This window comes from Ruegeria sp. CDSC051 (assembly GCF_059610665.1).
This window is the reverse complement of the sequence record NZ_JBXWOC010000001.1, coordinates 804733-826051: the sequence shown is the minus strand read 5'-3', so window position 1 is coordinate 826051 and position 21319 is coordinate 804733. Positions and strand designations below refer to the sequence as shown.

General features: G+C 56.1%; 21 protein-coding genes. 11 read left to right on the top strand and 10 right to left on the bottom strand.

Annotation, left to right across the window (positions count from 1 at the left end):
• Positions 1-26 precede the first annotated feature (26 nt).
• The 4 genes from AC2FH0_RS04240 to guaA all read right to left on the bottom strand — a co-directional run bounded on the left by AC2FH0_RS04240 (position 27) and on the right by guaA (position 4938).
• Positions 27-899 carry an ATPase gene (locus tag AC2FH0_RS04240; RefSeq protein ID WP_496709993.1) on the bottom strand — a complete coding sequence of 291 codons (873 nt, stop codon included), beginning with the start codon at positions 897-899 and terminating at the stop codon, positions 27-29.
• Positions 900-1132: 233 nt separating this feature from the next.
• Complete coding sequence (locus AC2FH0_RS04235) at positions 1133-2257, bottom strand: OmpP1/FadL family transporter (protein WP_496709994.1); 1125 nt, start codon at positions 2255-2257, stop codon at positions 1133-1135.
• A gap of 125 nt (positions 2258-2382) precedes the next feature.
• Positions 2383-3282 (bottom strand): DMT family transporter, encoded by a 900-nt coding sequence (locus tag AC2FH0_RS04230; RefSeq protein WP_142634145.1) that lies wholly within the window; start codon positions 3280-3282, stop codon positions 2383-2385.
• 96 nt (positions 3283-3378) lie between these two features.
• Positions 3379-4938, bottom strand: a complete 1560-nt coding sequence (gene guaA / locus AC2FH0_RS04225; protein WP_496695267.1) for a glutamine-hydrolyzing GMP synthase — start codon at positions 4936-4938, stop codon at positions 3379-3381.
• Positions 4939-5215: 277 nt separating this feature from the next.
• On the opposite strand from guaA, the gene AC2FH0_RS04220 reads away from it, so the two are divergent.
• A complete protein-coding gene (locus tag AC2FH0_RS04220) occupies positions 5216-6760 on the top strand; it encodes a trimethylamine methyltransferase family protein (protein ID WP_142634141.1) in 1545 nt (514 codons plus the stop codon).
• Here AC2FH0_RS04220 and AC2FH0_RS04215 read toward each other — a convergent pair.
• A complete protein-coding gene (locus tag AC2FH0_RS04215) occupies positions 6753-7061 on the bottom strand; it encodes a DUF6477 family protein (RefSeq protein ID WP_142634139.1) in 309 nt (102 codons plus the stop codon). The two genes, AC2FH0_RS04220 and AC2FH0_RS04215, sit on opposite strands and share 8 nt — an antisense overlap.
• Positions 7062-7302: 241 nt before the next feature.
• Here AC2FH0_RS04215 and AC2FH0_RS04210 point away from each other — a divergent pair, with 241 nt between their 5' ends.
• Together AC2FH0_RS04210 and AC2FH0_RS04205 are read left to right on the top strand one after the other, a co-directional pair.
• A complete protein-coding gene (locus AC2FH0_RS04210; RefSeq protein ID WP_496691337.1) occupies positions 7303-8409 on the top strand; it encodes a DUF6456 domain-containing protein in 1107 nt (368 codons plus the stop codon).
• Between the two features lie 52 nt (positions 8410-8461).
• Positions 8462-9382 carry a hydrogen peroxide-inducible genes activator gene (locus AC2FH0_RS04205; RefSeq protein WP_496691336.1) on the top strand — a complete coding sequence of 307 codons (921 nt, stop codon included), beginning with the start codon at positions 8462-8464 and terminating at the stop codon, positions 9380-9382.
• A 46-nt stretch (positions 9383-9428) separates the two neighbouring features.
• Here AC2FH0_RS04205 and AC2FH0_RS04200 read toward each other — a convergent pair whose 3' ends face one another.
• A complete protein-coding gene (locus AC2FH0_RS04200) occupies positions 9429-9977 on the bottom strand; it encodes a peroxiredoxin (RefSeq protein WP_496788649.1) in 549 nt (182 codons plus the stop codon).
• Positions 9978-10242: 265 nt separating this feature from the next.
• On the opposite strand from AC2FH0_RS04200, the gene lipA reads away from it, so the two are divergent.
• Together lipA and AC2FH0_RS04190 are read left to right on the top strand one after the other, a co-directional pair.
• The gene (gene lipA / locus AC2FH0_RS04195) at positions 10243-11193 is read left to right on the top strand and encodes a lipoyl synthase (protein ID WP_496704730.1); all 951 of its coding nucleotides are present in this window, start codon (positions 10243-10245) and stop codon (positions 11191-11193) included.
• Positions 11190-12332, top strand: coding sequence for an amidohydrolase (locus AC2FH0_RS04190; RefSeq protein WP_496788648.1), 1143 nt, complete (start codon positions 11190-11192; stop codon positions 12330-12332). The genes lipA and AC2FH0_RS04190 overlap by 4 nt, the downstream gene beginning before the upstream one ends.
• Positions 12333-12336: 4 nt before the next feature.
• Here AC2FH0_RS04190 and AC2FH0_RS04185 read toward each other — a convergent pair whose 3' ends face one another.
• Together AC2FH0_RS04185 and hpt are read right to left on the bottom strand one after the other, a co-directional pair.
• Entirely contained in the window at positions 12337-12696 is a 360-nt protein-coding gene (locus AC2FH0_RS04185) for a hypothetical protein (protein ID WP_282118568.1), read from the bottom strand.
• Positions 12697-12827: 131 nt separating this feature from the next.
• Positions 12828-13370 carry a hypoxanthine phosphoribosyltransferase gene (gene hpt / locus AC2FH0_RS04180; RefSeq protein WP_142634125.1) on the bottom strand — a complete coding sequence of 181 codons (543 nt, stop codon included), beginning with the start codon at positions 13368-13370 and terminating at the stop codon, positions 12828-12830.
• A gap of 72 nt (positions 13371-13442) precedes the next feature.
• On the opposite strand from hpt, the gene AC2FH0_RS04175 reads away from it, so the two are divergent.
• Positions 13443-13889, top strand: coding sequence for a type II toxin-antitoxin system RatA family toxin (locus AC2FH0_RS04175; RefSeq protein WP_142634123.1), 447 nt, complete (start codon positions 13443-13445; stop codon positions 13887-13889).
• Between the two features lie 38 nt (positions 13890-13927).
• The gene (locus AC2FH0_RS04170) at positions 13928-15223 is read left to right on the top strand and encodes an MmgE/PrpD family protein (RefSeq protein ID WP_496788647.1); all 1296 of its coding nucleotides are present in this window, start codon (positions 13928-13930) and stop codon (positions 15221-15223) included.
• On the opposite strand, the gene pyrC is transcribed toward AC2FH0_RS04170, so the two are convergent.
• On the bottom strand, positions 15220-16257 hold the full coding sequence (gene pyrC, locus AC2FH0_RS04165) for a dihydroorotase (protein WP_496788646.1): 1038 nt from the start codon (positions 16255-16257) through the stop codon (positions 15220-15222). The two genes, AC2FH0_RS04170 and pyrC, sit on opposite strands and share 4 nt — an antisense overlap.
• 161 nt (positions 16258-16418) lie before the next feature.
• Here pyrC and AC2FH0_RS04160 point away from each other — a divergent pair, with 161 nt between their 5' ends.
• Positions 16419-17327: an AAA family ATPase gene (locus tag AC2FH0_RS04160; protein ID WP_271946832.1), complete on the top strand. Its 909-nt coding sequence runs from the start codon at positions 16419-16421 to the stop codon at positions 17325-17327.
• The gene (locus AC2FH0_RS04155; RefSeq protein WP_496788644.1) at positions 17327-18583 is read left to right on the top strand and encodes a vWA domain-containing protein; all 1257 of its coding nucleotides are present in this window, start codon (positions 17327-17329) and stop codon (positions 18581-18583) included. The genes AC2FH0_RS04160 and AC2FH0_RS04155 overlap by 1 nt, the downstream gene beginning before the upstream one ends.
• Positions 18584-18586: 3 nt before the next feature.
• Here AC2FH0_RS04155 and AC2FH0_RS04150 read toward each other — a convergent pair whose 3' ends face one another.
• Positions 18587-19087 carry a hypothetical protein gene (locus AC2FH0_RS04150; RefSeq protein WP_246097135.1) on the bottom strand — a complete coding sequence of 167 codons (501 nt, stop codon included), beginning with the start codon at positions 19085-19087 and terminating at the stop codon, positions 18587-18589.
• 225 nt (positions 19088-19312) lie between these two features.
• Here AC2FH0_RS04150 and AC2FH0_RS04145 point away from each other — a divergent pair, with 225 nt between their 5' ends.
• Entirely contained in the window at positions 19313-20281 is a 969-nt protein-coding gene (locus AC2FH0_RS04145) for an XdhC family protein (RefSeq protein ID WP_496700211.1), read from the top strand.
• On the top strand, positions 20278-21279 hold the full coding sequence (locus AC2FH0_RS04140; RefSeq protein ID WP_142634111.1) for a molybdopterin-binding protein: 1002 nt from the start codon (positions 20278-20280) through the stop codon (positions 21277-21279). The genes AC2FH0_RS04145 and AC2FH0_RS04140 overlap by 4 nt, the downstream gene beginning before the upstream one ends.
• Positions 21280-21319 lie beyond the last annotated feature (40 nt).

The window sequence follows — 21319 nt, the reverse complement described above, 5'->3', positions numbered from 1 at the left end:
TTGGTTTGAGTGTGTAAGTGCCGTAGTTAATCGCGCTTTGGCCGGGTCTCAAGTGCACGTTCGATCAACTCATCGAAATCACCGTCGTCGCGAATACTGTGCATGTCGCTGGCAGCGATCGTCAGACCCCAGTTGTCGGCCATCGCCCTGTATCTCGGTTGCCGGTGCGCAAGAGCTTTGGCATAGGTCCAACGAATGAAGGCGTTGGGATCGACCTGTTCGGCGGAACAGCCCTGTTGGGTCAGATATTCGTCCCAGACACGTGTCAGGAATTCGGGCTGATAGGACATGGGCTTGGGCGCACGGTCAAAGCGCCTGACCAGCTCGGACGTGTGGTCGTCATCACCTTTGATCCAAATCATCAGCGTGTGGCGCGACAGCTCAGTCAGGACCTGATCCCGCGGATCATTGGGGTCAACCCATTCGCATATCGAACCGCCAGTATCGCAAATGAAATGCGGGTATTGGTACAATCTCTGCGCCCGATCCACGAAATACTCGGTATCCAGCAGAGCGTGAATTTCTGCCAAACGGAATTGTTCCTGACGGCGTTTATACTCTGTCAGCTCCATGCCGCCCTGTGCCGGGTTGCCCGGTTTTCCCAGATAAGCGGCGACAGGGGTCAAGTTCTCGAACGAGATATTTGATCCGATGTAAATGGAATCAGACAACAGCAGGTCACGCAGGAAAGGGACCTTCATGGCCTCGGCTTTGGCGTTGTCGATGATATACTCGCCCATGTATCGCGTGCCGATCCGGTAATCGACCGAATAGTGGAACCAGTCCCCGGAATCGCGCAGAACGTTGGACACATAGGTCTTTCCCAGGCCTGACATGCCAAAAAACAGCACCTTTTTGCGCGCGGCTTCCCGCCAGTCATTTGCCGAGTTGTAGATCATTGTCCACTATCCCTTTTCCAACCTTGCTAAAACGGGCGGGGGGCGGCGTCAATCGCGCGTGCAGCGGTTGTTTAGAACCAACAGTCTTGGGCACAGGTTTCGTTATGCCAGAATGGGAGTAGATATCTGTTCCTTGCCACGCAGGACCGCATCATCTCAATTCGTGATCATGCGGATCTATGCAAAAAAGGCTCCGCCGGAGGGCGGAGCCTTGTGAACAGTTTTGCCGCTGATCAGTTCAGAGAGTAGGTCAACTGAAGGCCGACGCTCCAGGCAGAGTTGCCGCTGAATTCACCACCCGTGGTGGTTGTCGCATCGCCAATGTCCGTATAACGGACACCGCCCGAGATCTGAGCATTTTCCACGGTGTAAGTACCGCCTACGCCAATGCTCCAGAAACCGTCAGTCGGCCCCAAGTTTGATACTTCGGTACCATTCGACTTTTCGTAAGATGTGGATATCGCGCCAGAAAAAGCCTCTGAGAACTGATATCCCATTCCAAGAGTATAGGTGAATGTGTCGTCGTCAAAGTCGACGAGGTTGTCCCCAACGATCCCGACATAGGCGGCAGGTGCCACTACTGTCTGAGGCCAGTCAACCCAGCGGATCGATCCGAACACCAGCGTTTTTGGGGCAACCCCGGTCTGGAAATCCAGGTTGATGGATTGCGGTGTCTCGACCCTGGTCGTGTCATCGATTGTTTGCAACCCGGCGGGGACGGGCGGCACTACGTTGAACGATTCGGTCGACGACAGATCGTGAGTGATCTTGGAGTTGTAGACCAGCGAAACCCGAGCTGCGATTTCAGGTTTTTCCCAGGAAACCCCGACGAGATAACCAAAGTCAGTATCGGCATCCGCGTCAAATTCGTATCCGGCTGCTGCCGGTACAACGACTTTTGCGCTAGCACGCTGCGCGCGAATCCCGCCAATGGCGCTGAAGCCACCGTCAAGCTTGTAGCGCAGCAATGCGGTGAGGGAGTCGACATCAGCGCTGGCTCTCAGAATCCCGCTGCGTCCTCCAAACGCTGCAGTTGGATTCTGCGACAGGGGATAGTCGGCGGAATACCCAATATCCGCACCGAATGGTTCGTCATAGATCAGCGCAAAGTCCAGTTTGTCAGTAAATGAACGTTTGTAAGCCAGGCCCGGTGAGAAGAAAGCATTCGACACATCACCTGATTCTACGCCATTTTGTTCACCGCTTACGTCAGGTGACGCATATCCAAGACGAAGTTGGACCACGGATCCCTCTTCGAAAATGATATTGATTCCCTGTCCACTACGGTCCAGACCACCGGCTTGAATGCTTGTTGCGCCCACGCACAAAGCACACGCCTGTAGAAGCGTCTTCTTCATCCATTCCTCCCAATTATATCGCTAAGTTGCGCGAATTTGTGGTGTCTGCGCACAACCGAGTTATTCTTACAGGTGGATTTCACTCTCTCAACAATAGCTGGTCAACGGGTGACTGAACGTTACCCTTAGTGAGTGTTGCGAGAATCTGTTGCTAAACTGTTACGGTTTTCCGACTGAACGTTAAGGAAGATACCCACAAAAATGACAGCAGCCCCCACGAGCGTCCACTGATCGAGAGCCTCATGATAGAAAAGCATACCGACAATCGCGATTGTAGGAAGGCGCGCAAAATCGAATGGGATCACAACCGTAGCCGGTGCGATTGAGAGTGCATTCGTAATGCAGAAATGCGCTAATAGGCCTGCAAGCCCTACAAGCAAAAGCCAAGGCGCGGTTGCCATCGTTGGTAACGCAAGTTCTCCGTCGATCGCAGAGGCTGCCAGCCCAAGACCAGCCTGTATAACGGTCAGCCAGAACATGATGCACCCGATGCTTGCAGAACGCGTGAGTTTTTTGGTGGAAATTGTAGTCAAAGCGAAGAACACCGCCGACATCGCGGCGGCGACAATTCCTGCGCTTAACGGAACAGCCCCCGGTCGTGCGACTATAAGGATACCAGCAAAACCGATAAGTGCTGAAAGGACCCGCACGACTGTCAACCGCTCGGCGAGAAGCATCGGGGACAGCAGGATCACCCAGATCGGTTGCGTAAACTCAAGTGCAAAGACCTGTGCCAGTGGTGCCACGGAAACAGCGTAGAACCAGAGATTCTGACCGGTGAAATGCAGGGTATTTCGTACCCCGTGAAGGCCAATCCGTTCGGTCGATACCTGATGCCACTTTCCGGTAACCGTCAGGACAAGGCTGACCACGCACATGCCGACCAGGCTGCGATAAAACATGATTTCAAAGGTGTCATGGGTGACGCTCAGCTCACGTCCGGCCACGGCCATAGACGTAAAAGATGCGATTGCCCCGATCATCCACAGCGCGGCTTTGCCGATTTGGGGTTTGCTGCTTTCCATTGAGTTGCCCGCGCATTAGGAGTTCTACGATGTTGATTGGTAACTAAATATTTGTGTCGCAGAAACAAAAAAGCCGGGCACTGGCCCGGCTTGTTTTCATTCCCACTCGATTGTGCCCGGAGGCTTCGACGTGATGTCATAGGTGCATCGGTTGATGCCTTTGACCTCATTGATGATCCGGGTGGCGGTTTCGCCCAGGAATTCATGACTGAACGGGTAATAGTCGGCGGTCATTCCGTCGACTGAGGTAACTGCCCGCAGGGCGCAGGCATAGTCGTACGTGCGGCCATCGCCCATGACACCGACGGTTCGAACCGGCAGGATCGCCACGAAGGCCTGCCAGATATCATCATAAAGCCCGTGTCTGCGAATCTGGTCGATATAGATCGCATCGGCTTCGCGCAGGATATCTAGTTTTTCGCGGGTGATTTCACCGGGGCAACGGATTGCCAGACCAGGGCCGGGGAAGGGGTGGCGGCCGATAAAGCTTTGGGGCAGACCCAGCTCGCGTCCCAATGCGCGGACCTCGTCTTTGAACAGTTCGCGCAGCGGCTCGACCAGTTTCAGGCCCATTTTCTCTGGCAGACCACCAACATTGTGGTGGCTTTTGATCGTGACCGAAGGCCCGCCCGAGAACGAAACGGATTCAATCACATCAGGGTAGAGGGTACCTTGGGCCAGGAATTCGGCCCCGTCGATCGTGTCGGCATGTTTCTGGAACACGTCGATGAATAGCTTGCCAATTATCTTGCGCTTGGTTTCCGGGTCGCTTTGCCCCTCAAGCTCACCTAGGAACAGATCGCTTTCATCGGCGTGGATCAGCCGAATATTATAGTTGTCGCGGAACATGCCGACGACTTCGTCAGCCTCGTTCTTGCGCAACAGGCCGTGATCAACGAACACACAGGTCAGCTGGTCGCCAATCGCCTCGTGGATCAGGATCGCCGCGACTGAACTATCGACACCTCCGGACAGACCGCAGATCACTTGTTTATCGCCCACTTGTTCGCGGATCGTCGCGATCATCTGCTCGCGATAGGCACCCATGGTCCAATCGCCGCTGAATCCGGCGAGCTTTACAAAATTCTCATAAAGCTTGGCGCCCTTTGGTGTGTGGTGCACCTCGGGATGGAACTGAACTGCATAAAAATGGCGGGACGTGTCTGCGGTGATCGCAAACGGTGCGTTGGGCGAGGTGCCATAAACCTGAAACCCCGGCGCGATTTCACTGACATGGTCGCCGTGACTCATCCAGACCTGTTCATCTCCGTCGGTGAACCAACCATCGAGAATATCCAGTTGGCCTTTAGGGGTCACAAAGGCGCGGCCGAACTCTGCGGTGCCATGGCCGCTTTCGACCTTGCCGCCCAACTGGTGCATCATCACTTGCTGCCCATAGCAGATACCAAGGATAGGAACGCCAATGTCAAAGATTTCCTGCGGGACCCGCGGAGACCCTTCTCGTGTCACGCTATCGGGACCGCCCGAGAAAATAACGGCCTTTGGGGCCATTTTCCGAACAAAGTCCGTCGTAACATTCTGATAAGGATGGATTTCACAATAAACATTCAGCTCACGCAGGCGGCGCGCAATCAGTTGCGTTACCTGGCTGCCGAAGTCGATGATCAGAAGGCGGTCATGGGTGTCTTGGGTCATGGGTCTGCTACTAGGTTGCGAAGATGATAAGCGCAAGGGATTTCAAGTGGTATAGACACGCCAGTTGGTCGCGGTTAGGGCCAGCTTGTCTGGTGGACGGTCCCGAAGCGAATGACGAAGAGCCGCGCGACTTCAAAAACATGTGCTGGGTCATTTTGTGGCGGTTGTCCCCGACATTTTGTCGCTTTTTCCCCTATAGCGCCGTTATCCACGACTGCCATTGCGGCGGGTTCCTGTAACACACATGTAAATTCAACAACTGATACGGGATTTTCTCATGACAGAGGCAAACACCCGGCGCAGGGCGAGAGGTGGCGGTGGCGCTGCCCGCCGGGCCGAACGTACAGCGGTTCGTATCGAGACCGCAAAGTACATCGAACGCAATATTCCGAATTTCGAGGTTCTCAACGAAGAAGCGTTGCAGATCATCGAAACAAATGCGGAAACGCTTCTGGCCGAAGTCGGCGTCAATTTTGTCGACAACCCTGCGGCGCTGGAACGTTGGAAAGACGCGGGCGCCGATGTGGATGGCGAACGGGTGCGCATCCCACGCGGCCTTGCGCGCGAGTTGATCAAAACTGCGCCAAGCGAGTTCACGCAGCACGCAAGAAACCCTGAAAAGTCCGTGGTCATCGGCGGTCGCAATCTGGTTCTGGCGCCGGTCTATGGCCCTCCGTTCGTGCGTGATGCGCAAGGTGGCCGTCGCTATGCGACCATGGACGATTTCAACAAGTTCGTGAAACTGGCTTACATGTCAAAGTGGCTGCACCACTCGGGCGGTACTGTGTGCGAACCCACAGACGTTCCGGTGAACAAGCGTCACCTGGACATGCTGATGGCGCATATGACCTTATCGGACAAGCCATTCATGGGCTCGGTCACCGATCCCAGCCGCGCTCAGGATTCAGTGGAAATGTGTGAGATCCTGTTCGGCAAAGAGTTTGTTCAGGAAAACACGGTCATGACTTCGCTGACCAACATCAACTCGCCGATGACCTTCGACGATGTGATGATGGGGTCGCTGGAAGTCTACGCCAGGAATAATCAGGCCTGCATCATCTCGCCGTTCATCGTCGGTGGTGCGATGGCGCCGGTTTCGATAGCGGGGACATTGACACAGGTTCTGGCCGAAGTTTTGGCCGGTGTCGCGTACAGTCAGATCATCCGCCCGGGAGCGCCTGCTATCTTTGGTGCTTTCGTTTCGTCGATCGACATGAACTCAGGCGCGCCAACCTTTGGCACACCCGAGGCGTCAATGGTTACCTATGGCGCGGGACAGCTGGCGCGGCGTCTGGGTCTGCCGTTCCGCTCAGCCGGGTCGTTCTGTGGCTCGAAACTGCCCGATGCGCAGGCCGCTTATGAGACCGCGAACTCGCTGAACATGGGGCTGATGGCGGGTGTGAACTTCATGCTGCATTCCTGCGGCTGGCTTGAAGGCGGCCTGGTTGCGGACTTTGAAAAGTTCGTCATGGACGCAGATCAACTTGGCGTTCTGCACGGTCTGGCCAAGGGTGTGGCCTATGATGAGAACGCTCAGGCCATGGACGCAATCCGCGAGGTCGGCCCGGGTGGCCACTATCTGGGATGTGCCCATACGCAGGCAAACTTCAAAGAGGCGTTCTGGAAGTCCGACCTGCTGGACTACAAACCTTACGAAACCTGGGAAGACGAGGGCGCGCGCGATACGCGGCAGTTGGCCTCGTCTCGGGTCGAGCATTTGATTGCCAACTACAAGCAACCGGAACTCGACCCGGGAATTCACAGCGCTTTGACCGAATATGTTGAAAAGAAAAAGGCCTCTATGCCGGACGCTTTCAGCTGATAACTGAAAACTGTGAGGCGCGGCTGGCTTTGTACAGCTGCGCCTCACCCAATAGCGCGATCAGAAGGTCCAAATGACGGACCAGCGAATAGCCTGCATCTTCTGCCAGTCTCTGCGCGTTAACCTCTCGTTCAATATCCATCAAACGCATCAGCGCCGCGCCCGACCCAGGCAGCGATCCGTACCCAAGTATGCGTTGCAGGTGGCGGTCCCGATCATAGTCCTGCGCCCCGTGCTTGGCTGCCCGTGCCAATAGGCGGGGGCGGCGGAGGGCGGAAATCATGGTCATCAGGTCCTGCATATTTGGGCTCCACTTGTCGGATTAACGTTGGCCCATTTGTTTCACAACCTAAGCGGGTGTTGCCTTAATCGGGTTCTCCCCGAACTCACGCTTCATGAGTGTTTATGAATTTGAATGAAATCTGGTCTTCACCTCCGGCAGTTAACGAACGAGTAACGAAAGCGACTCTAGTTAGAATTGGTTAACAAAGTCACCGGGGGCGATAGAGAACAGATTGTTTCGTCGATGAGGGCACAGAACTATGGAAAACAACATGGCTTTCACCATTCCGGCTTGGGTACCTGAGGGGGCACAACGATACCTGGCCCACACAGAAACCGGCCAGTCGATCCGCGATATTGCGCGATCTGCGGGGTGCCATGCTTCGACCATTCTTAGACAAATCCGCCGAATTGAGATGCGCCGTGACGATCCATTGGTGGATGCGGCTTTGCAGTCGTTGGCCGAAGAACATTTTTCGGTCAATGATGTTTCTGATCGCACGGTTTCAGCGTTCAGTCATGATTCACACGTCGAAAAAGAAGAGGAATTCAACCACGAGGCCCTAAGGGTACTGCGCAGACTGTGTGAGACCGGTTCGGTCCTGGCTGTCGCTGAAGAAATGAACAAAGCAGTGGTGGTGCGCGATACCGGCGACGCCGCCGCGACCAGGACTGCAGTGGTTGATTGCAGGATCGCACAGGCATTGGCGTTGAAGGATTGGATTTCCTGCGACAACCCAGGCCGGATATCGCGCTACCGGATTACCAGCGCGGGCCGTACGGCACTGAGCCAGTTAATGGCCGACTTCGAGAACCAGGCAAGGTCTCGAAACGAACATGGAATGGCAGACGCGCCTGCTTCGTTTCATGGGGCGCCCTCTCACGCGACGACAAATCGCGCCTATCCAGAACGTTCCAGAAGAATGCGCTATAGCGCCGCGGAAAGCCCGCTTATCGCGCTGGCCAGACGCCGGGACCGGGATGGAAAGCCGTTTTTAGATGAAGCACTTGTCGGGGCAGGAGAGCGCCTACGTGAGGATTTTGAACTGGCTCAGATCGGACCTCAGGTTGCACAGAACTGGGACCATTTCCTGACTGCCGGTGGGCGCGGAAGTTTTGGAAGCGACGACACTGGCAACCGGGGTTCTTCAGAAGCGCGCGACCGCGTAGAGCGTGCATTGTCTGACCTTGGACCGGGGCTGAGCGACGTGGCTTTGCGCTGCTGTTGCTATCTGGAGGGGTTGGAATTGGCGGAAAAGCGAATGGGGTGGTCAGCGCGGTCCGGCAAAATCGTTTTGCGTATCGCATTACAGCGCCTGAAACGTCACTACCAGGATCAGGAAGAGCGAAGCCGTATGATCGGATAACACTTTGATCGGTTTTGGTTGCGGTTTCAGGGTGGAGTGATAGCTAGGGGTTATGAACTTTACCCTTCGACAGCTCCTATACTTTAACGCCGTTGCGCAGCAGCGCAACTTTGGGCGGGCGGCGCAGATGTGTAACGTTTCGCAACCGGCATTATCGGTTCAGATCAAGGCGTTAGAAGAGACCCTCGGTGCTGCCCTGTTCGAGCGTAAGGCCCGTGACATATTGCTTACCCCTTTGGGGCGGGATGTGCTTGAATATGCACGTCAGATACTTGGTGCCTCGGACAGGCTCGACCAATTTGCCAAGGATCACTCAAGCGGGCATCGGTCTTTGTCGATCGGAATAATCCCGACGATTGCGCCCTATGTTCTGCCAGGTGTTCTGGCGGGGTTAAGGGCGGCCGATGTTTCTTTGAGAGTGCAGATACGCGAAGCGCGGACAGAGCGCCTGTTGACGATGCTGCGCGCTGGTGAGATCGACGCAGGTGTGGTCGCGCTGCCCTCCGGGGGAAGCGAATTGTTCGAACTTCCCTTGTTCGAGGATCGGTTCTTATTGGCTGGAAGTTCGGCACGGTTGCGCAATTTTTCCAGCGATACAGAGCGTTTGCGCCCTTTGGACCTTCAAAATGCACAGCTTATGCTACTGGATGATGGGCACTGCCTGACGGATCAGGCCCTGGAGGTTTGTGGTCAGGACCGCAGCAGCGGTCTGATTAACATGGGTGCCTCGTCTTTGGCGACATTATCCCGTTTGGTTGCCGAAGGGTTTGGATTGACGCTCATGCCAGAGCTTGCCGCCCGTTCCGAATCCGACGCGGTACCGGGTCTTGAGCTGATGCGATTTGCCTCGCCGCAGCCGGCAAGGACAGTGGGGCTAGTTCGTCGATCTTCTACCTCGCAGGAAGATTGGTTCGAAAGCCTGGCGGATACCATTCGCACCGTCGGCGAGAGCATTGTCACGCAAACGCGCTAGTCACAAAAAAGCCCGCCTGAAGCGGGCTTTTCTGTTGAGGACGAACTCAAGCCAGTTCCGGCTCTTTGACTTCGTTTAGATGTTTCATCAGGTTTTCCGGTGACGAAACGCCATAGGGGTCCTCGGGGCAGTTATCCATCAGTCCGGGCTCTTCGAACCAGGCTTCGACGACGCCGTCATTGATGATGGCCGCATAGCGCCAGGACCGCATACCAAAACCCAGATTGTCCTTGTCGACCAACATACCCATTTTGCGTGTGAACTCGCCCGAGCCATCAGGGATGACTTTGACGTTTTTCAGGCCCTGATCCTGTGCCCATTTGTTCATGACAAAGCTGTCGTTCACGGACATGCAGTAAATCTCATCGACCCCAGCGGCCTGGAAATCTGCGTATCTGTTTTCGAAACCAGGCAGCTGATAGGTCGAGCATGTCGGGGTGAATGCGCCCGGCAGCGAGAACAGAATTACGCGCTTGCCCGAGAAGTAATCCGCCGTGGTTTTGTCTTCCCAGCGGAACGGGTTTGGTCCCTCGATTGCGGCGTCGCGGACGCGGGTGTGAAAGGTCACTTCGGGCAGTTTGGCGCCAGATTTCATGATCGAACTCCTGTGAATCACATGCGGTTTTCGTGGACTTAAAAGGATTCTAAATCGGCTTCAATGGCCGATGTTCCAGCTGCGTCAGAATCGACCCATGAACGCGTAAGTTGCAGTTAATCATAGGAAATTATTTAGAATTTTGGCCCTGAGACGTCAAAGTCTTTCACCCTGATGCATAGCGGCTATGCATGGGTGGTGTAATAGCAGAGGTCAGTTTATGTTATGGGTAAACCGAATTGACCCAAAGTCAGAAAGACAGGCCGTGCGCGATCTGAACATTCCCGAACAAAGACACCCAGAAAAGGCTCATCGGCCCGACAATTCGCAGCCGAAAAAGCCCAGTTGGATACGCGTCAAAGCGCCCGGTGGTCAGGGTTATGCCGAGACGCACAAGATCATGCGCGAGAATAATCTGGTCACTGTCTGTGAAGAGGCCGGATGCCCAAATGTTGGCGAATGCTGGAGCCAGGGCCACGCCACCATGATGATCATGGGCGAGATCTGCACGCGCGGCTGTACCTTCTGTAACATTGCAACGGGACGTCCGGACTCGTTGGATGCGTTTGAACCAGGGCGCGTGGCACATGCGGTCGAAAAGCTGGGTTTGAACCACGTCGTGATTACATCCGTTGACCGCGACGATCTGAAAGACGGCGGTGCCGATCATTTCGCGCAGACGATACGCGCGGTGCGGCACCGGTCGCCGAAGACGACCATTGAAATCCTGACACCTGATTTCCTGAAATGTGACTCTTCCGTTCTTGAAACTGTCGTCGAGGCCAAGCCGGACGTGTTCAACCACAACCTGGAAACCGTACCTGGCCTGTACCTCGAAGTGCGTCCCGGTGCGCGCTATTTCCACTCGCTGCGGCTGTTGCAGCGCGTCAAAGAGCTGGATCCGTCGGTCTTTACCAAATCCGGGATCATGGTTGGTTTGGGTGAGGATGGTCAGCAGGTCCGGCAGGTCATGGATGATATGCGCGCCGCTGAAATTGATTTCCTGACCATCGGTCAGTATCTGCAGCCCACGCCCAAACACCACGGAGTCGATCGGTTCGTAACGCCGGAAGAATTCGCATCCTATGAAAAGGCAGCTTATGGCAAAGGGTTCCTGATGGTGTCCGCGACACCACTGACCCGGTCGTCTTACCACGCGGGGGATGACTTTGCCCGGTTGCGTGAGGCTCGCCAGAAAAAGCTGGAACAGGGGTGACACCCGAAACGTACGCGCGGCTGACACGCCTGCGCCACGACCTGCATCAATATCCCGAACTATCCGGGCACGAGCGTGAGACCGCTGCCCGCATAACAGATCTTTTGCGGGGGTTCGGTGCGGACCATGTGCTTACCGGACTGGGAGGGCATGGCGTTGCCGCGGTTTTTGACAGTGGGCAGGCTGGGCCAACCGTTGGTATCCGGTGCGAATTGGATGGGCTGCCGATTCAAGAACTTGGCACGCACCTATATGTGTCGAAGGTTTCGGGCAAAGGGCATCTGTGTGGCCATGATGGGCACATGGCGATGGTGCTTGGCGTTGCCGAAGACCTGGCGCGTCACCGACCCCAAAAGGGTCGGGTGGTTTTGATCTTTCAACCGGCTGAAGAAACCGGGCAGGGCGCCATCGCCTTTCGCGCGGACCCTCAATTCGCGAAGATCGCGCCGGATTACGTGTTCTCTTTGCACAACCTGCCGGGGTTGGAACTTGGTGCTGTTGAGTTGTGTCAGAGTTCGGCTAACTGCGCCTCGCGCGGGATGAAAATCATCCTGACCGGCAAGACGTCCCATGCGGCTGCGCCTCAGGATGGGGTTTCTCCGGCTCGGGCAATGTCTGAATTGATGTTGCAACTGGCGGGTTTGGGCGCAGGCGGCGCGTTGGATGCCGATTTTGCGCTGACAACTGTGACGCATGCCCGTTTGGGAGAGCCGACTTTCGGCGTCGCTCCGGGACAGGCCGAGATCTGGGTAACCTTGCGCACCGTTTCAGATGCCCGGATGCAGACGCTGATGACCGAGGCCGAGGCACTGGCGCGCCGCGCCGCATCCGCTGACAGTCTGGAGGTTGAGATCACCTATGACGATGTCTTCGAGGCCTGCGTCAATCACAGCGACGCGGTGAGCATCATCGCAACGGCCTGCGCCGAGCGTGGAGTACCGTGCCATTCAACAAAGACGCCGCAAAAGTTCTCAGAAGATTTCGGGCAATTTGGGAAAGGCGCGAAAACGGCCATGTTCTGGCTGGGGTCGGGGCAGGATCATCCGCAATTGCATAACCCTGACTATGATTTCCCAGACGCACTTATCCCGGTAGGAGTAGACGTATTTGTTGCCGCAATTCGATCACTTAATGGCTGAAACTTCAGTTTACGAGATCGCTCACTATTCCAACGGCATCAATGACTGTCTTAGTGTCATCAGATATCGACAGGATTTCGTCATCCACGCGGATATATCGCTGACCGGCGGGTAGGGGCTTCAACTTCCAGCCGTCTAGGTCATCAAGATAGTCAAAATTCAGATCGTTAGGGAGTTTCTGACCTCGCGTATAACGCTTGATCTGTCCGGGCGGTACACCAACGCCATTATTGGTCTTTATCGACTTTTCGATTTTCGACTTGTCTGGACCTTTCCCTTTGCCCTTGTTGTCTTTTGCGTCCGCAAGACCAACCGTTGCGGCGACTGCGCAAGTCGCCAGAAGCCCAATAGACATTACTTTCATAAGCAGAATCCTCCCAAGATGATTGGAGGGTAATCTGTTGTTGAGGGCGTTGTCCAATGGTATTCAATTAAGTGAATGCAAAGGTGCGCAGCAACTTTGACTATTGGAATCTGGGTCTATTTTTACCCTTCTCAGTCTTCGATAAAACGAACCTTACCAATAAATGGCAAGTTGCGATTGCGCTGTGCGTAGTCGATCCCGTAACCCACAACAAACTCATCAGGAATTTCAAACCCGATCCAGTCCGAACGGAAATCGACTTCGCGCCGGCTGGGCTTGTCCAGTAGTGCGATCGAGCGAAGTTTTCCAGGATCGCGGCTTTGCAGCAGATGAGTAACATGGTTAAGCGTGTGCCCGGTGTCGACGATATCCTCGACTACCAGAACGTCGCGACCCTCAATAGCGCCGCGCAGGTCTTTTAGAATGCGGACTTCCCGGCTGCTTTCCATCGCATCCCCGTAGGATGACGCCTCAAGGAAATCCACTTCAATGGGCAAGTCCAATTCGCGCACCAGATCGGCGATAAAGACAAAGCTACCACGCAGCAGGCCGACAACAACCAGCTTGTCGGTTCCGTCGAATTCGGCAGTGATTTCGCGGCAAAGTTCTTCGATCCTGGCGGCAATGGCCTTTGCCGAGATCATCTCATCAATCACATATCCGCGCTGGCTCATCACTGCCCCCTTGATCTTTGGCGCGCAACATACGACATGACGCGCCATTGTCACCTGCAAAAACCGGACGCCATGCCTATACATTCGGAAACGCGACACCTGCCTTACACTGCGCAACAGATGTACGATCTGGTTGCCGATGTAGCAAAGTATCCCGAGTTTTTGCCCTGGTGTGCGGCTGCACGTATCCGACGCTCATATGCAGCAGGAGAGGCACAGGTGATGGAAGCTGACCTGATCATTTCGTTCAAAGTGTTCCGCGAACGCTTTGGCAGCCGGGTTACCCTGTTTGCCGAACAACGCAGGATCGACACGGAATATCTGGATGGGCCCTTCAAATACATGAAGTCGGACTGGCATTTCGAGGACGCGGCAGAAGGCGGGTGCAACGTTTCGTTCCATGTTGATTTCGAATTCAAGAATGCCATTCTTCAGGGTATCATCGGAGTGGTCTTCAATGAGGCGATGCACAGGATCGTGAGGGCGTTCGAGGGCCGGGCAGAGGAATTGTACAGCTAAGTCTTTACCCGAAAGCGGCGCTTGCTAGACTGCGCCACATGACTGATTTTACCACAGCATTGGCCGATTTTGCCTCGGGGCCTGTTGCGACCTCGTCAGAGGCCCGTCTCGTAACCTCTCTGTCTGCGCTGGATTGGGTAGCTGTTGGCCGCGTCGGTGTTAGCGAACCCGTATCTCAGACCGTGCGCGCGCTGGTTCTGGATGAAGGGGGCAACCCGCAGGCCCATCTATTTGGCGGGGGGCTGGCTCCCGTCAGGGCAGCTGGTTTGGTTAACGGAACCATTTCCCACGCTTTGGATTATGATGACACGCATTTTGCGCATATCGGGCACCCTTCGGTCGCGGTTATGCCTGCGGCCTTTGCCCTTTGTGATTGGGACGACCGGATTCTTGTCGATGTCCTTGAGGCCGCTCTTGTCGGGATGGAGGTTTCGATCCGCGTAGGGCTTTGGCTGGGGCGTGCGCATTACCAGGGCGGGTTCCATCAGACCGCGACGTCAGGTGCCTTTGGTGCGGCGGTCGCCGCTGGCCGGGTGCTGCGGTTCGATACGGAAAAGATGCGCCGGGTTCTTGGTCTGGCTGCCACCCGCGCCGCAGGGCTGAAAGCTCATTTCGGCACGATGGGGAAGCCCTATAATGCCGGGCTAGCTGCCGCTGCAGGGGTTGAGGCTGCGCTGTTGGTGTCCAAGGGGTTTGATCCCAACTCGGATGCGCTTGAGGGGCCCTATGGTTTTGGTGCAACCCATATGGGTCAGTCCGAACAGGCCGCTGCTCTGGATGGAATCGGAGAGACGTGGCTGTTCAAAGATGTAAGCCATAAGTTTCATGCCTGCTGTCATGGGTTGCACGCCGCATTAGAGGCCGCACGTGACCTGGATATTGCTGAACCCGAAGTAGCCGAGATCAGGATCAGGACCCACCCGCGCTGGATGACAGTGTGTAATCAAACCTCTCCGACCACCGGGTTGGGGGCCAAGTTTTCCTACCGGACGGTTATTGCTATGCAAGCGTTGGGATATGACACAGCCTTGCCAGACAATTTTTCGGATAAGGTATGTGCGGATAGGCGCCTGCAATCGCTGCGGGACCGGATTTCAGTCGAAGCCGATGAGTCGCTGTCTGAAACTCAAGCGGATCTGTCTTTGCTGCGCCGCGATGGGGCACGAAAACAGGCCAGCCACGATTTGCTTGGCCCTATGACATTGGCCGACCGGGAAGATCGGGTCAGAAGCAAGGCGGCCAAGCTGATCGGTGCCGAGGACGCAGACGCGATCTGGTCGATGCTACGTACCGGTGGCCGCACCCGTGATCTGGCGAAAATGCTGGCGCGTTAGACGACGCGCCAGTGCAAGGGGAACCCGGGTTCGAATACTGTTACCGGGCCGTCGTCAGTTTCGATCTTGTCGGGATATTCAACGGGGTCGCCCTTGGTAAGGGTGATGGTTTCTTTATTCACCGGCAGGTCATAAAACGCAGGTCCGTTCAATGATGTGAACCCTTCCAGCGTGTCCAGCGCACTGGCTTTGTCAAACATCTCAGCCACAAGGGACATTGTGTTTGTAGCGGTGAAGCATCCCGCACAGCCACAGGCCATTTCCTTGTTCGCGTCTGTGTGCGGCGCGCTGTCGGTGCCAAGGAAGTAGCAAGACATCCCAGAAGTTGCGGCGCTCATCAAAGCCTGGCGATGGGTCTCGCGCTTGGCCACGGGTAGGCAGTAGTAATGCGGTTTGATCCCGCCCACCAGGATGTGATTGCGGTTGATGATCAGGTGATGGGCCGTGATTGTTGCAGCAAGATCATCTCCACCGGATTGCGCATAAATCGCACCCTGAGCCGTCGTGATGTGTTCCATCACCACCCGCAAACCAGGAGTCGCCTGGCGCAGTGGATCAAGTATCGTATCGATGAAAACCTCTTCGCGGTCGAAAATGTCGACCTCGGCATCGGTGACTTCACCATGGACACACATCGGCAGACCGATCTCAGCCATTCTCTCAAGCACCGGGCGGACCTTGTCGAAATCACGCACGCCCGAGGCGGAATTGGTGGTTGCGCCTGCGGGATACAGCTTTACGGCCTTGATCAGCCCACTTGCATGGGCTGCGGCGACATCCTCGGCGTCGGTGTCTTCGGTCAGGTACAAGGTCATCAGTGGCTCGAACGGCATGCCTTCGGGCAGGGCGGCCAGAATGCGGTCGCGATATGCGGCGGCCTGATCGCCGCGCACAACTGGCGGATCGAGGTTTGGCATAATGATCGCTCGGGCAAAATGGCGTGCGGTTTCGGGCAGAACGGCCTGCAACATGGCGCCATCGCGCAAATGCAGATGCCAGTCATCGGGGCGGCGAATGGTCAGCGTATCAGTCATGCGCACCCGCTAGCACAGCCTCGGCCAAAGACCAACCAAACCGTGAGGATCTGGTGCAAAAACTTCACCTATTTGCGGCGATGGCGTCTGGGTGGCGGGGCCGGGGCCTTGACGCCCCTGCGCTTGCATGACCTGTTAAGCAACGAAAGAAAGAGGGTTCCATGACGCAGCAAGATTCCATTGATACCGTGCAGCAAATGCTGGGCTCGCAAGGTTACGTATGCGGTCGAGCCTTGGCGACAGTGGTGTTTTTGTCGCTTAAACTGGGCCGCCCGCTATTTCTTGAGGGTGAGGCAGGTGTCGGGAAAACCGAGATTGCCAAAGCGCTGGCCGCTGGTCTGAACCGTCGCCTGATCCGCCTGCAGTGTTATGAAGGGCTGGACGCCTCCTCGGCGGTTTACGAATGGAATTTCCCGGCGCAAATGGTTGCGATCCGAACCGCCGAAGCCTCGGGCGGCGCTGACCGGGGTTCGTTGCAGACCGAATTGTTTTCTGACGACTACCTGATCGAGCGTCCGTTGTTGCAGGCCATGCGTCCGGATGAAAACGGGGCACCCGTCCTGTTGATTGATGAACTTGACCGCACGGATGAACCGTTTGAGGCCTTCCTGCTGGAAGCGCTCAGCGATTTTCAGGTCACCATCCCCGAATTGGGCACTGTCAAAGCGCCGGAGCCACCGATTGTCATCGTTACATCGAACCGAACGCGAGAGGTGCATGACGCCCTGAAACGCCGTTGCTTGTACCATTGGGTCGATTACCCGGATTTTGACCGTGAAATTGAAATTCTGAACGCCCGCGCACCCGAGGTCGCCGAGGCGCTAAGCCGAGAGGTCGTCGCCTTTGTCCAACACCTGCGCACAGAGGATCTGTTCAAGAAACCAGGCGTGGCCGAGACCATCGACTGGGCCAAATGCCTGCTGGCGCTGGACGTCATCAACCTTAGCCCCGAAGTGATCGGCGACACGCTGGGGGCGATCCTGAAATATCAGGACGATATCCAGCAACTGCAAGGGTCCGAGGCGAAACGCATTCTGGATGAAGCCAAGGCGTCGCTGGAACCTGCCTGATGGCTGAACAGCTCCCTCTCGAAATCCCCGACAACCCAAAACTGGCGCAGAATATCACTCATTTCGCGCGGGCTTTGCGCAAGGCAGGGCTGCCGATTGGCACCGGGCGGGTTGTGGATGCGATCCGGGCGGTTCAGGTTGCGGGCTTCTCGGAAAAGCGGGATTTTTACTGGACGTTGCACGCTTGTTTCGTGACCCGACCCGAGCATCGGGCAGTATTTGCGCAGATTTTCCGCATGTATTGGCGCGACCCACGTTACATGGAACACATGATGTCCATGATGCTGCCCGCGATCCGCGGCGTTCAGGAAGAGCGCAAGGCCGAAGCTGCAGAGAAACGCGCGGCCGAGGCTCTGCTGGACGGCGTCGAACGGGACTTGCCTGACAGCTCTGACATCGAGGAAGAAACTGAGCTGGAGATAGATGCGTCGCGGACCGCGTCCTCGGAAGAACGGTTGCGCAATCTAGACTTTGAGCAAATGAGCACCGAAGAAATTGCCTTGGCCAAGCGCATTCTGGCACAGCTCAAATTGCCGGTAAAACCAATCGAGTCGCGCCGAGGCCAAGCCAGCCACCTTGGGCATCGGGTCGACCGCGCCCGCACGCTGCGCGCATCCATGCGGCAGGGTGGTGAACTGCGGGACATCGCGTATTTGAAGCCGAAACAACGGTGGCCGAACCTTGTCGTTCTCTGCGATATTTCAGGATCTATGAGCCAGTACTCTCGTATCATCCTGCATTTCCTGCATGCGGTTTCAAACGTCAAAGGCGCGGGGTGGGCCAAGGTTCATGCGTTTACCTTCGGCACGAGGTTGACGAATATCACCCGGCACCTGCGCCAACGCGATGTAGATGCTGCCCTGTCGGCGGCAGGGGCCGAGGCGCAAGATTGGGAGGGTGGCACGCGGATCGGGGAATGCCTGCACGCTTTTAACCGTGACTGGTCGCGTCGGGTTCTGGGGCAGGGTGCGGTGGTGTTGTTGATTACGGATGGTCTGGATCGGGGCGAACCCGAGGTGCTTGGAAAAGAAATCCAGCGCCTGCATCTGTCAGCCCGCCGTTTGATCTGGCTGAACCCTTTGTTGCGTTGGGATGGCTTTGCGCCAAAAGCGCAGGGGGTGGCGGCGATGCTTCCCCATGTTGACAGCTTTCGGGCCGGTCATTCCATTGCGTCGCTGGAAGATCTGGCCAAAGTCATCTCAAAACCGGATGACATGGGTGAGAAAGCGCGGTTGATGGCCGCGCTTTCGAAGTAGGTCTCAACCAAGCTGTTCTTCGTTGCACTTACGCGCCATTTCCATCGCTTTGTACGTACCGGTCAGATCAACGGTGAAGGCGAATTCCTTTTCGGGGAACACAACCATAACTTTCTGTTTGGCAAGGTCTTCGGCAAACTTGGGGTCATCCGACAGCACATAGCCACCCGAATAGCCTTTGGTGATGTTGCCCTTCATGCCGGTGGCTTCTCCAAGATACAGGTTTTCGCCCAGCAGGATCGCCACAGCCTCGGTTTCGCCACGCTTGATGTTGGTTTCAGCTTTGGTGAATACGCCAACATATCCCACGCCGCGGTCTTCGGTCAGGCCCATTTGAACCACGTTTTCCGCGTCATCGACAGCTTCGATCAGGCAGGATTTCTTGTCTTCGTCGATGAAGATTTTCCATCCGTCCACTTCGCCATAGCGCAGGAAGGTATCTGCGCTGGCCACTGTCGCCGCTAGCATTCCCAATACTGATCCGAGTGTAATAATGTGTTTCAAGTCTCTGTCTCCTTTTGAAAATAATCTGCGTCACAGCTGCGCATGATCCGCGTTTAGGTCAGAATCGGGAGGGCTGGCAATCAATGCTTGGGATGTTCGGCTGAAACCCGCGGGGCTTTGCATAGCATTTGGAATTTCTTTCAAGGCCCATGAGTTAGCCTGATGGTTTACTTTTCATCCTGCCAAACCTGCCTATGTTGGTGCGGGAAACGCCAGGAGGGCGATATGGACAGATTCGACAACAGCCCCGAGACTGCTCTGGATTGGTATGAAACGGGAAAGCCAGTTGCGCTGGCTACGGTTGTTCAGACCTGGGGCAGTGCCCCCAGACGTGTTGGTGCTCAGCTTGTGATAGCAGGTGATGGCCGCTTTGAGGGGTCAGTATCGGGTGGCTGTGTCGAAGGTGCGGTTGTTGTCGAGGCGTTGGAAGCGATCGAAGAGGGTGAAGCGCGCCTACTTGAATTCGGGGTCAGTGACGAAGATGCTTTTGCGGTCGGGCTGGCCTGTGGCGGAACAATTCGGGTACTGGTCGAACCTATCGGATCGGTCCTTCCTGAAAGCATATTGCGCGATCTGGTCGCTGCACGCGCGCAGCGCGAGCCTGTGGCTTATGAAGTGAATATCGAATCCGGTCATCGTGCGTTGCAGCGCGATCGTTATCCCGAACGCATGCGCATGGACCGGTCCGGTTTCGAAGAGGATGCGAAGACATTTGTTTCGGTCCACAATCCGCCCTTGCGGTTGATAGTGGTCGGGGCCGTTCATATTGCTCAGGCCCTGGTCCCGATGGCGCGAATTGCGGGGTACGACCCTGCGATTGTGGATCCGCGAGACGCGTTTGCAACCGCCGCAAGATTCCCTCAGGAAACCGTGCTGACGGATTGGCCGGATGAGGCCGTTGCAAAGCTTGGAATGGATGCGCGAACGGCTGTTGTCTTGCTGACCCATGATCCAAAACTGGATGATCCCGCGTTAGAGGCCGCCCTGAGAGCCGGTGTGTTCTATATTGGGGCGCTGGGGTCTAATCGAACGCATGCGAAACGCGTCACCCGGATGAAAGAAGCCGGATTTACTGAAGGGCAGATTTCACAGATTCACGGTCCCGTAGGCTTGGATATCGGTGCCGCCGATCCTGCGGAAATTGCGGTTTCCATATTGGCCGAAATGACCGCGGTGTTGCGGGGCAAAGCATGAAGTTTGGCTCGGTTCCTCTGCGCGAGGCCGCCGGTGCAATTCTGGCGCATTCAGTGAAAGCCCAAGACACAAAGCTGCGTAAGGGCCTTTTGCTCACGCAAACTCATCTGGATGAAATGGCCGCCGCCGGGTTGACCTCGGTCACTGTTGCGCAGCTGGAACCCGGTGATTGTCACGAAAACGACGCTGCCCGGAGTTTGGCAGAGGCTTTGGCCCCGGACCCGGCAACCGTGGGATTGCGCGTCACCGAGCCGTTCACAGGGCGCGTTAACCTCTTGGCGAGAGGCCCCGGAGTCGCTGTTCTGGACGTACAGGCGCTGGAAGCGTTCAACTTGGTTAACCCGATGATTACCGTGGCCACAGTTCCCCAATATCAACAGATGGGATCAGGCGGGATGGTGGCGACAATTAAAGTCATTTCTTATGCCGTCCCCGGCGAAGATGTGGTGCGTGCCTCGGCGCTGGCACAAGGGGCGGTGCGCCTGTCTGGCCCGGTGTTTCGCAGTGCTGGCCTGATCGTCACAGACATCCCCGGAGGTGTTTCGAACGACAAGGGTATTGCCGCAATCCGAGGGCGAGTCGAAGCCCTGGGTATGGGTTTGGATGACATTCGGGTGGTGCCACATGAGATTCAGGCGCTGTCTGCTGCATTGACGGGCGTTAAAGGGGATATTGTCCTGATCTTGACGGGCTCAGCAACTTCGGATGCACATGATGTCGCGCCGCAGGCCGTTCGTGTTGCAGGCGGTCAGGTGGATCGGTTTGGAATGCCGGTAGATCCGGGCAACCTGTTGTTCACCGGTCTGCTGGACGCCAGACCTGTAATCGGTTTGCCGGGGTGTGCGCGTTCTCCCGCACTGAACGGTGCGGATTGGGTTTTGTCGCGCGTGGCTTGCGGGATTGAAACGACAGCGGCGCATATTGCAGGCATGGGGGTCGGTGGATTGCTCAAGGAAATCCCGACCCGGCCACAGCCACGCGCATCTATCAAGCGGTAAGGCGTTTGACATCAATTTAAGACCCAGATCGGGCCGCTTT

Coding starts and splice junctions, on each gene's coding strand:
- AC2FH0_RS04185 (WP_282118568.1), bottom strand. CDS start 12,696: ATGAAAGTAATGTCTATTGGGCTTCTGGCGACTTGCGCAGTCGCCGCA.
- pyrC (WP_496788646.1), bottom strand. CDS start 16,257: ATGACTGATACGCTGACCATTCGCCGCCCCGATGACTGGCATCTGCAT.
- AC2FH0_RS04230 (WP_142634145.1), bottom strand. CDS start 3,282: ATGGAAAGCAGCAAACCCCAAATCGGCAAAGCCGCGCTGTGGATGATC.
- hpt (WP_142634125.1), bottom strand. CDS start 13,370: ATGAGCCAGCGCGGATATGTGATTGATGAGATGATCTCGGCAAAGGCC.
- AC2FH0_RS04220 (WP_142634141.1), top strand. CDS start 5,216: ATGACAGAGGCAAACACCCGGCGCAGGGCGAGAGGTGGCGGTGGCGCT.
- AC2FH0_RS04200 (WP_496788649.1), bottom strand. CDS start 9,977: ATGAAATCTGGCGCCAAACTGCCCGAAGTGACCTTTCACACCCGCGTC.
- AC2FH0_RS04215 (WP_142634139.1), bottom strand. CDS start 7,061: ATGCAGGACCTGATGACCATGATTTCCGCCCTCCGCCGCCCCCGCCTA.
- AC2FH0_RS04210 (WP_496691337.1), top strand. CDS start 7,303: ATGGAAAACAACATGGCTTTCACCATTCCGGCTTGGGTACCTGAGGGG.
- AC2FH0_RS04155 (WP_496788644.1), top strand. CDS start 17,327: ATGGCTGAACAGCTCCCTCTCGAAATCCCCGACAACCCAAAACTGGCG.
- guaA (WP_496695267.1), bottom strand. CDS start 4,938: ATGACCCAAGACACCCATGACCGCCTTCTGATCATCGACTTCGGCAGC.
- AC2FH0_RS04160 (WP_271946832.1), top strand. CDS start 16,419: ATGACGCAGCAAGATTCCATTGATACCGTGCAGCAAATGCTGGGCTCG.
- AC2FH0_RS04175 (WP_142634123.1), top strand. CDS start 13,443: ATGCCTATACATTCGGAAACGCGACACCTGCCTTACACTGCGCAACAG.
- AC2FH0_RS04235 (WP_496709994.1), bottom strand. CDS start 2,257: ATGAAGAAGACGCTTCTACAGGCGTGTGCTTTGTGCGTGGGCGCAACA.
- AC2FH0_RS04170 (WP_496788647.1), top strand. CDS start 13,928: ATGACTGATTTTACCACAGCATTGGCCGATTTTGCCTCGGGGCCTGTT.
- AC2FH0_RS04205 (WP_496691336.1), top strand. CDS start 8,462: ATGAACTTTACCCTTCGACAGCTCCTATACTTTAACGCCGTTGCGCAG.
- AC2FH0_RS04240 (WP_496709993.1), bottom strand. CDS start 899: ATGATCTACAACTCGGCAAATGACTGGCGGGAAGCCGCGCGCAAAAAG.
- AC2FH0_RS04145 (WP_496700211.1), top strand. CDS start 19,313: ATGGACAGATTCGACAACAGCCCCGAGACTGCTCTGGATTGGTATGAA.
- AC2FH0_RS04140 (WP_142634111.1), top strand. CDS start 20,278: ATGAAGTTTGGCTCGGTTCCTCTGCGCGAGGCCGCCGGTGCAATTCTG.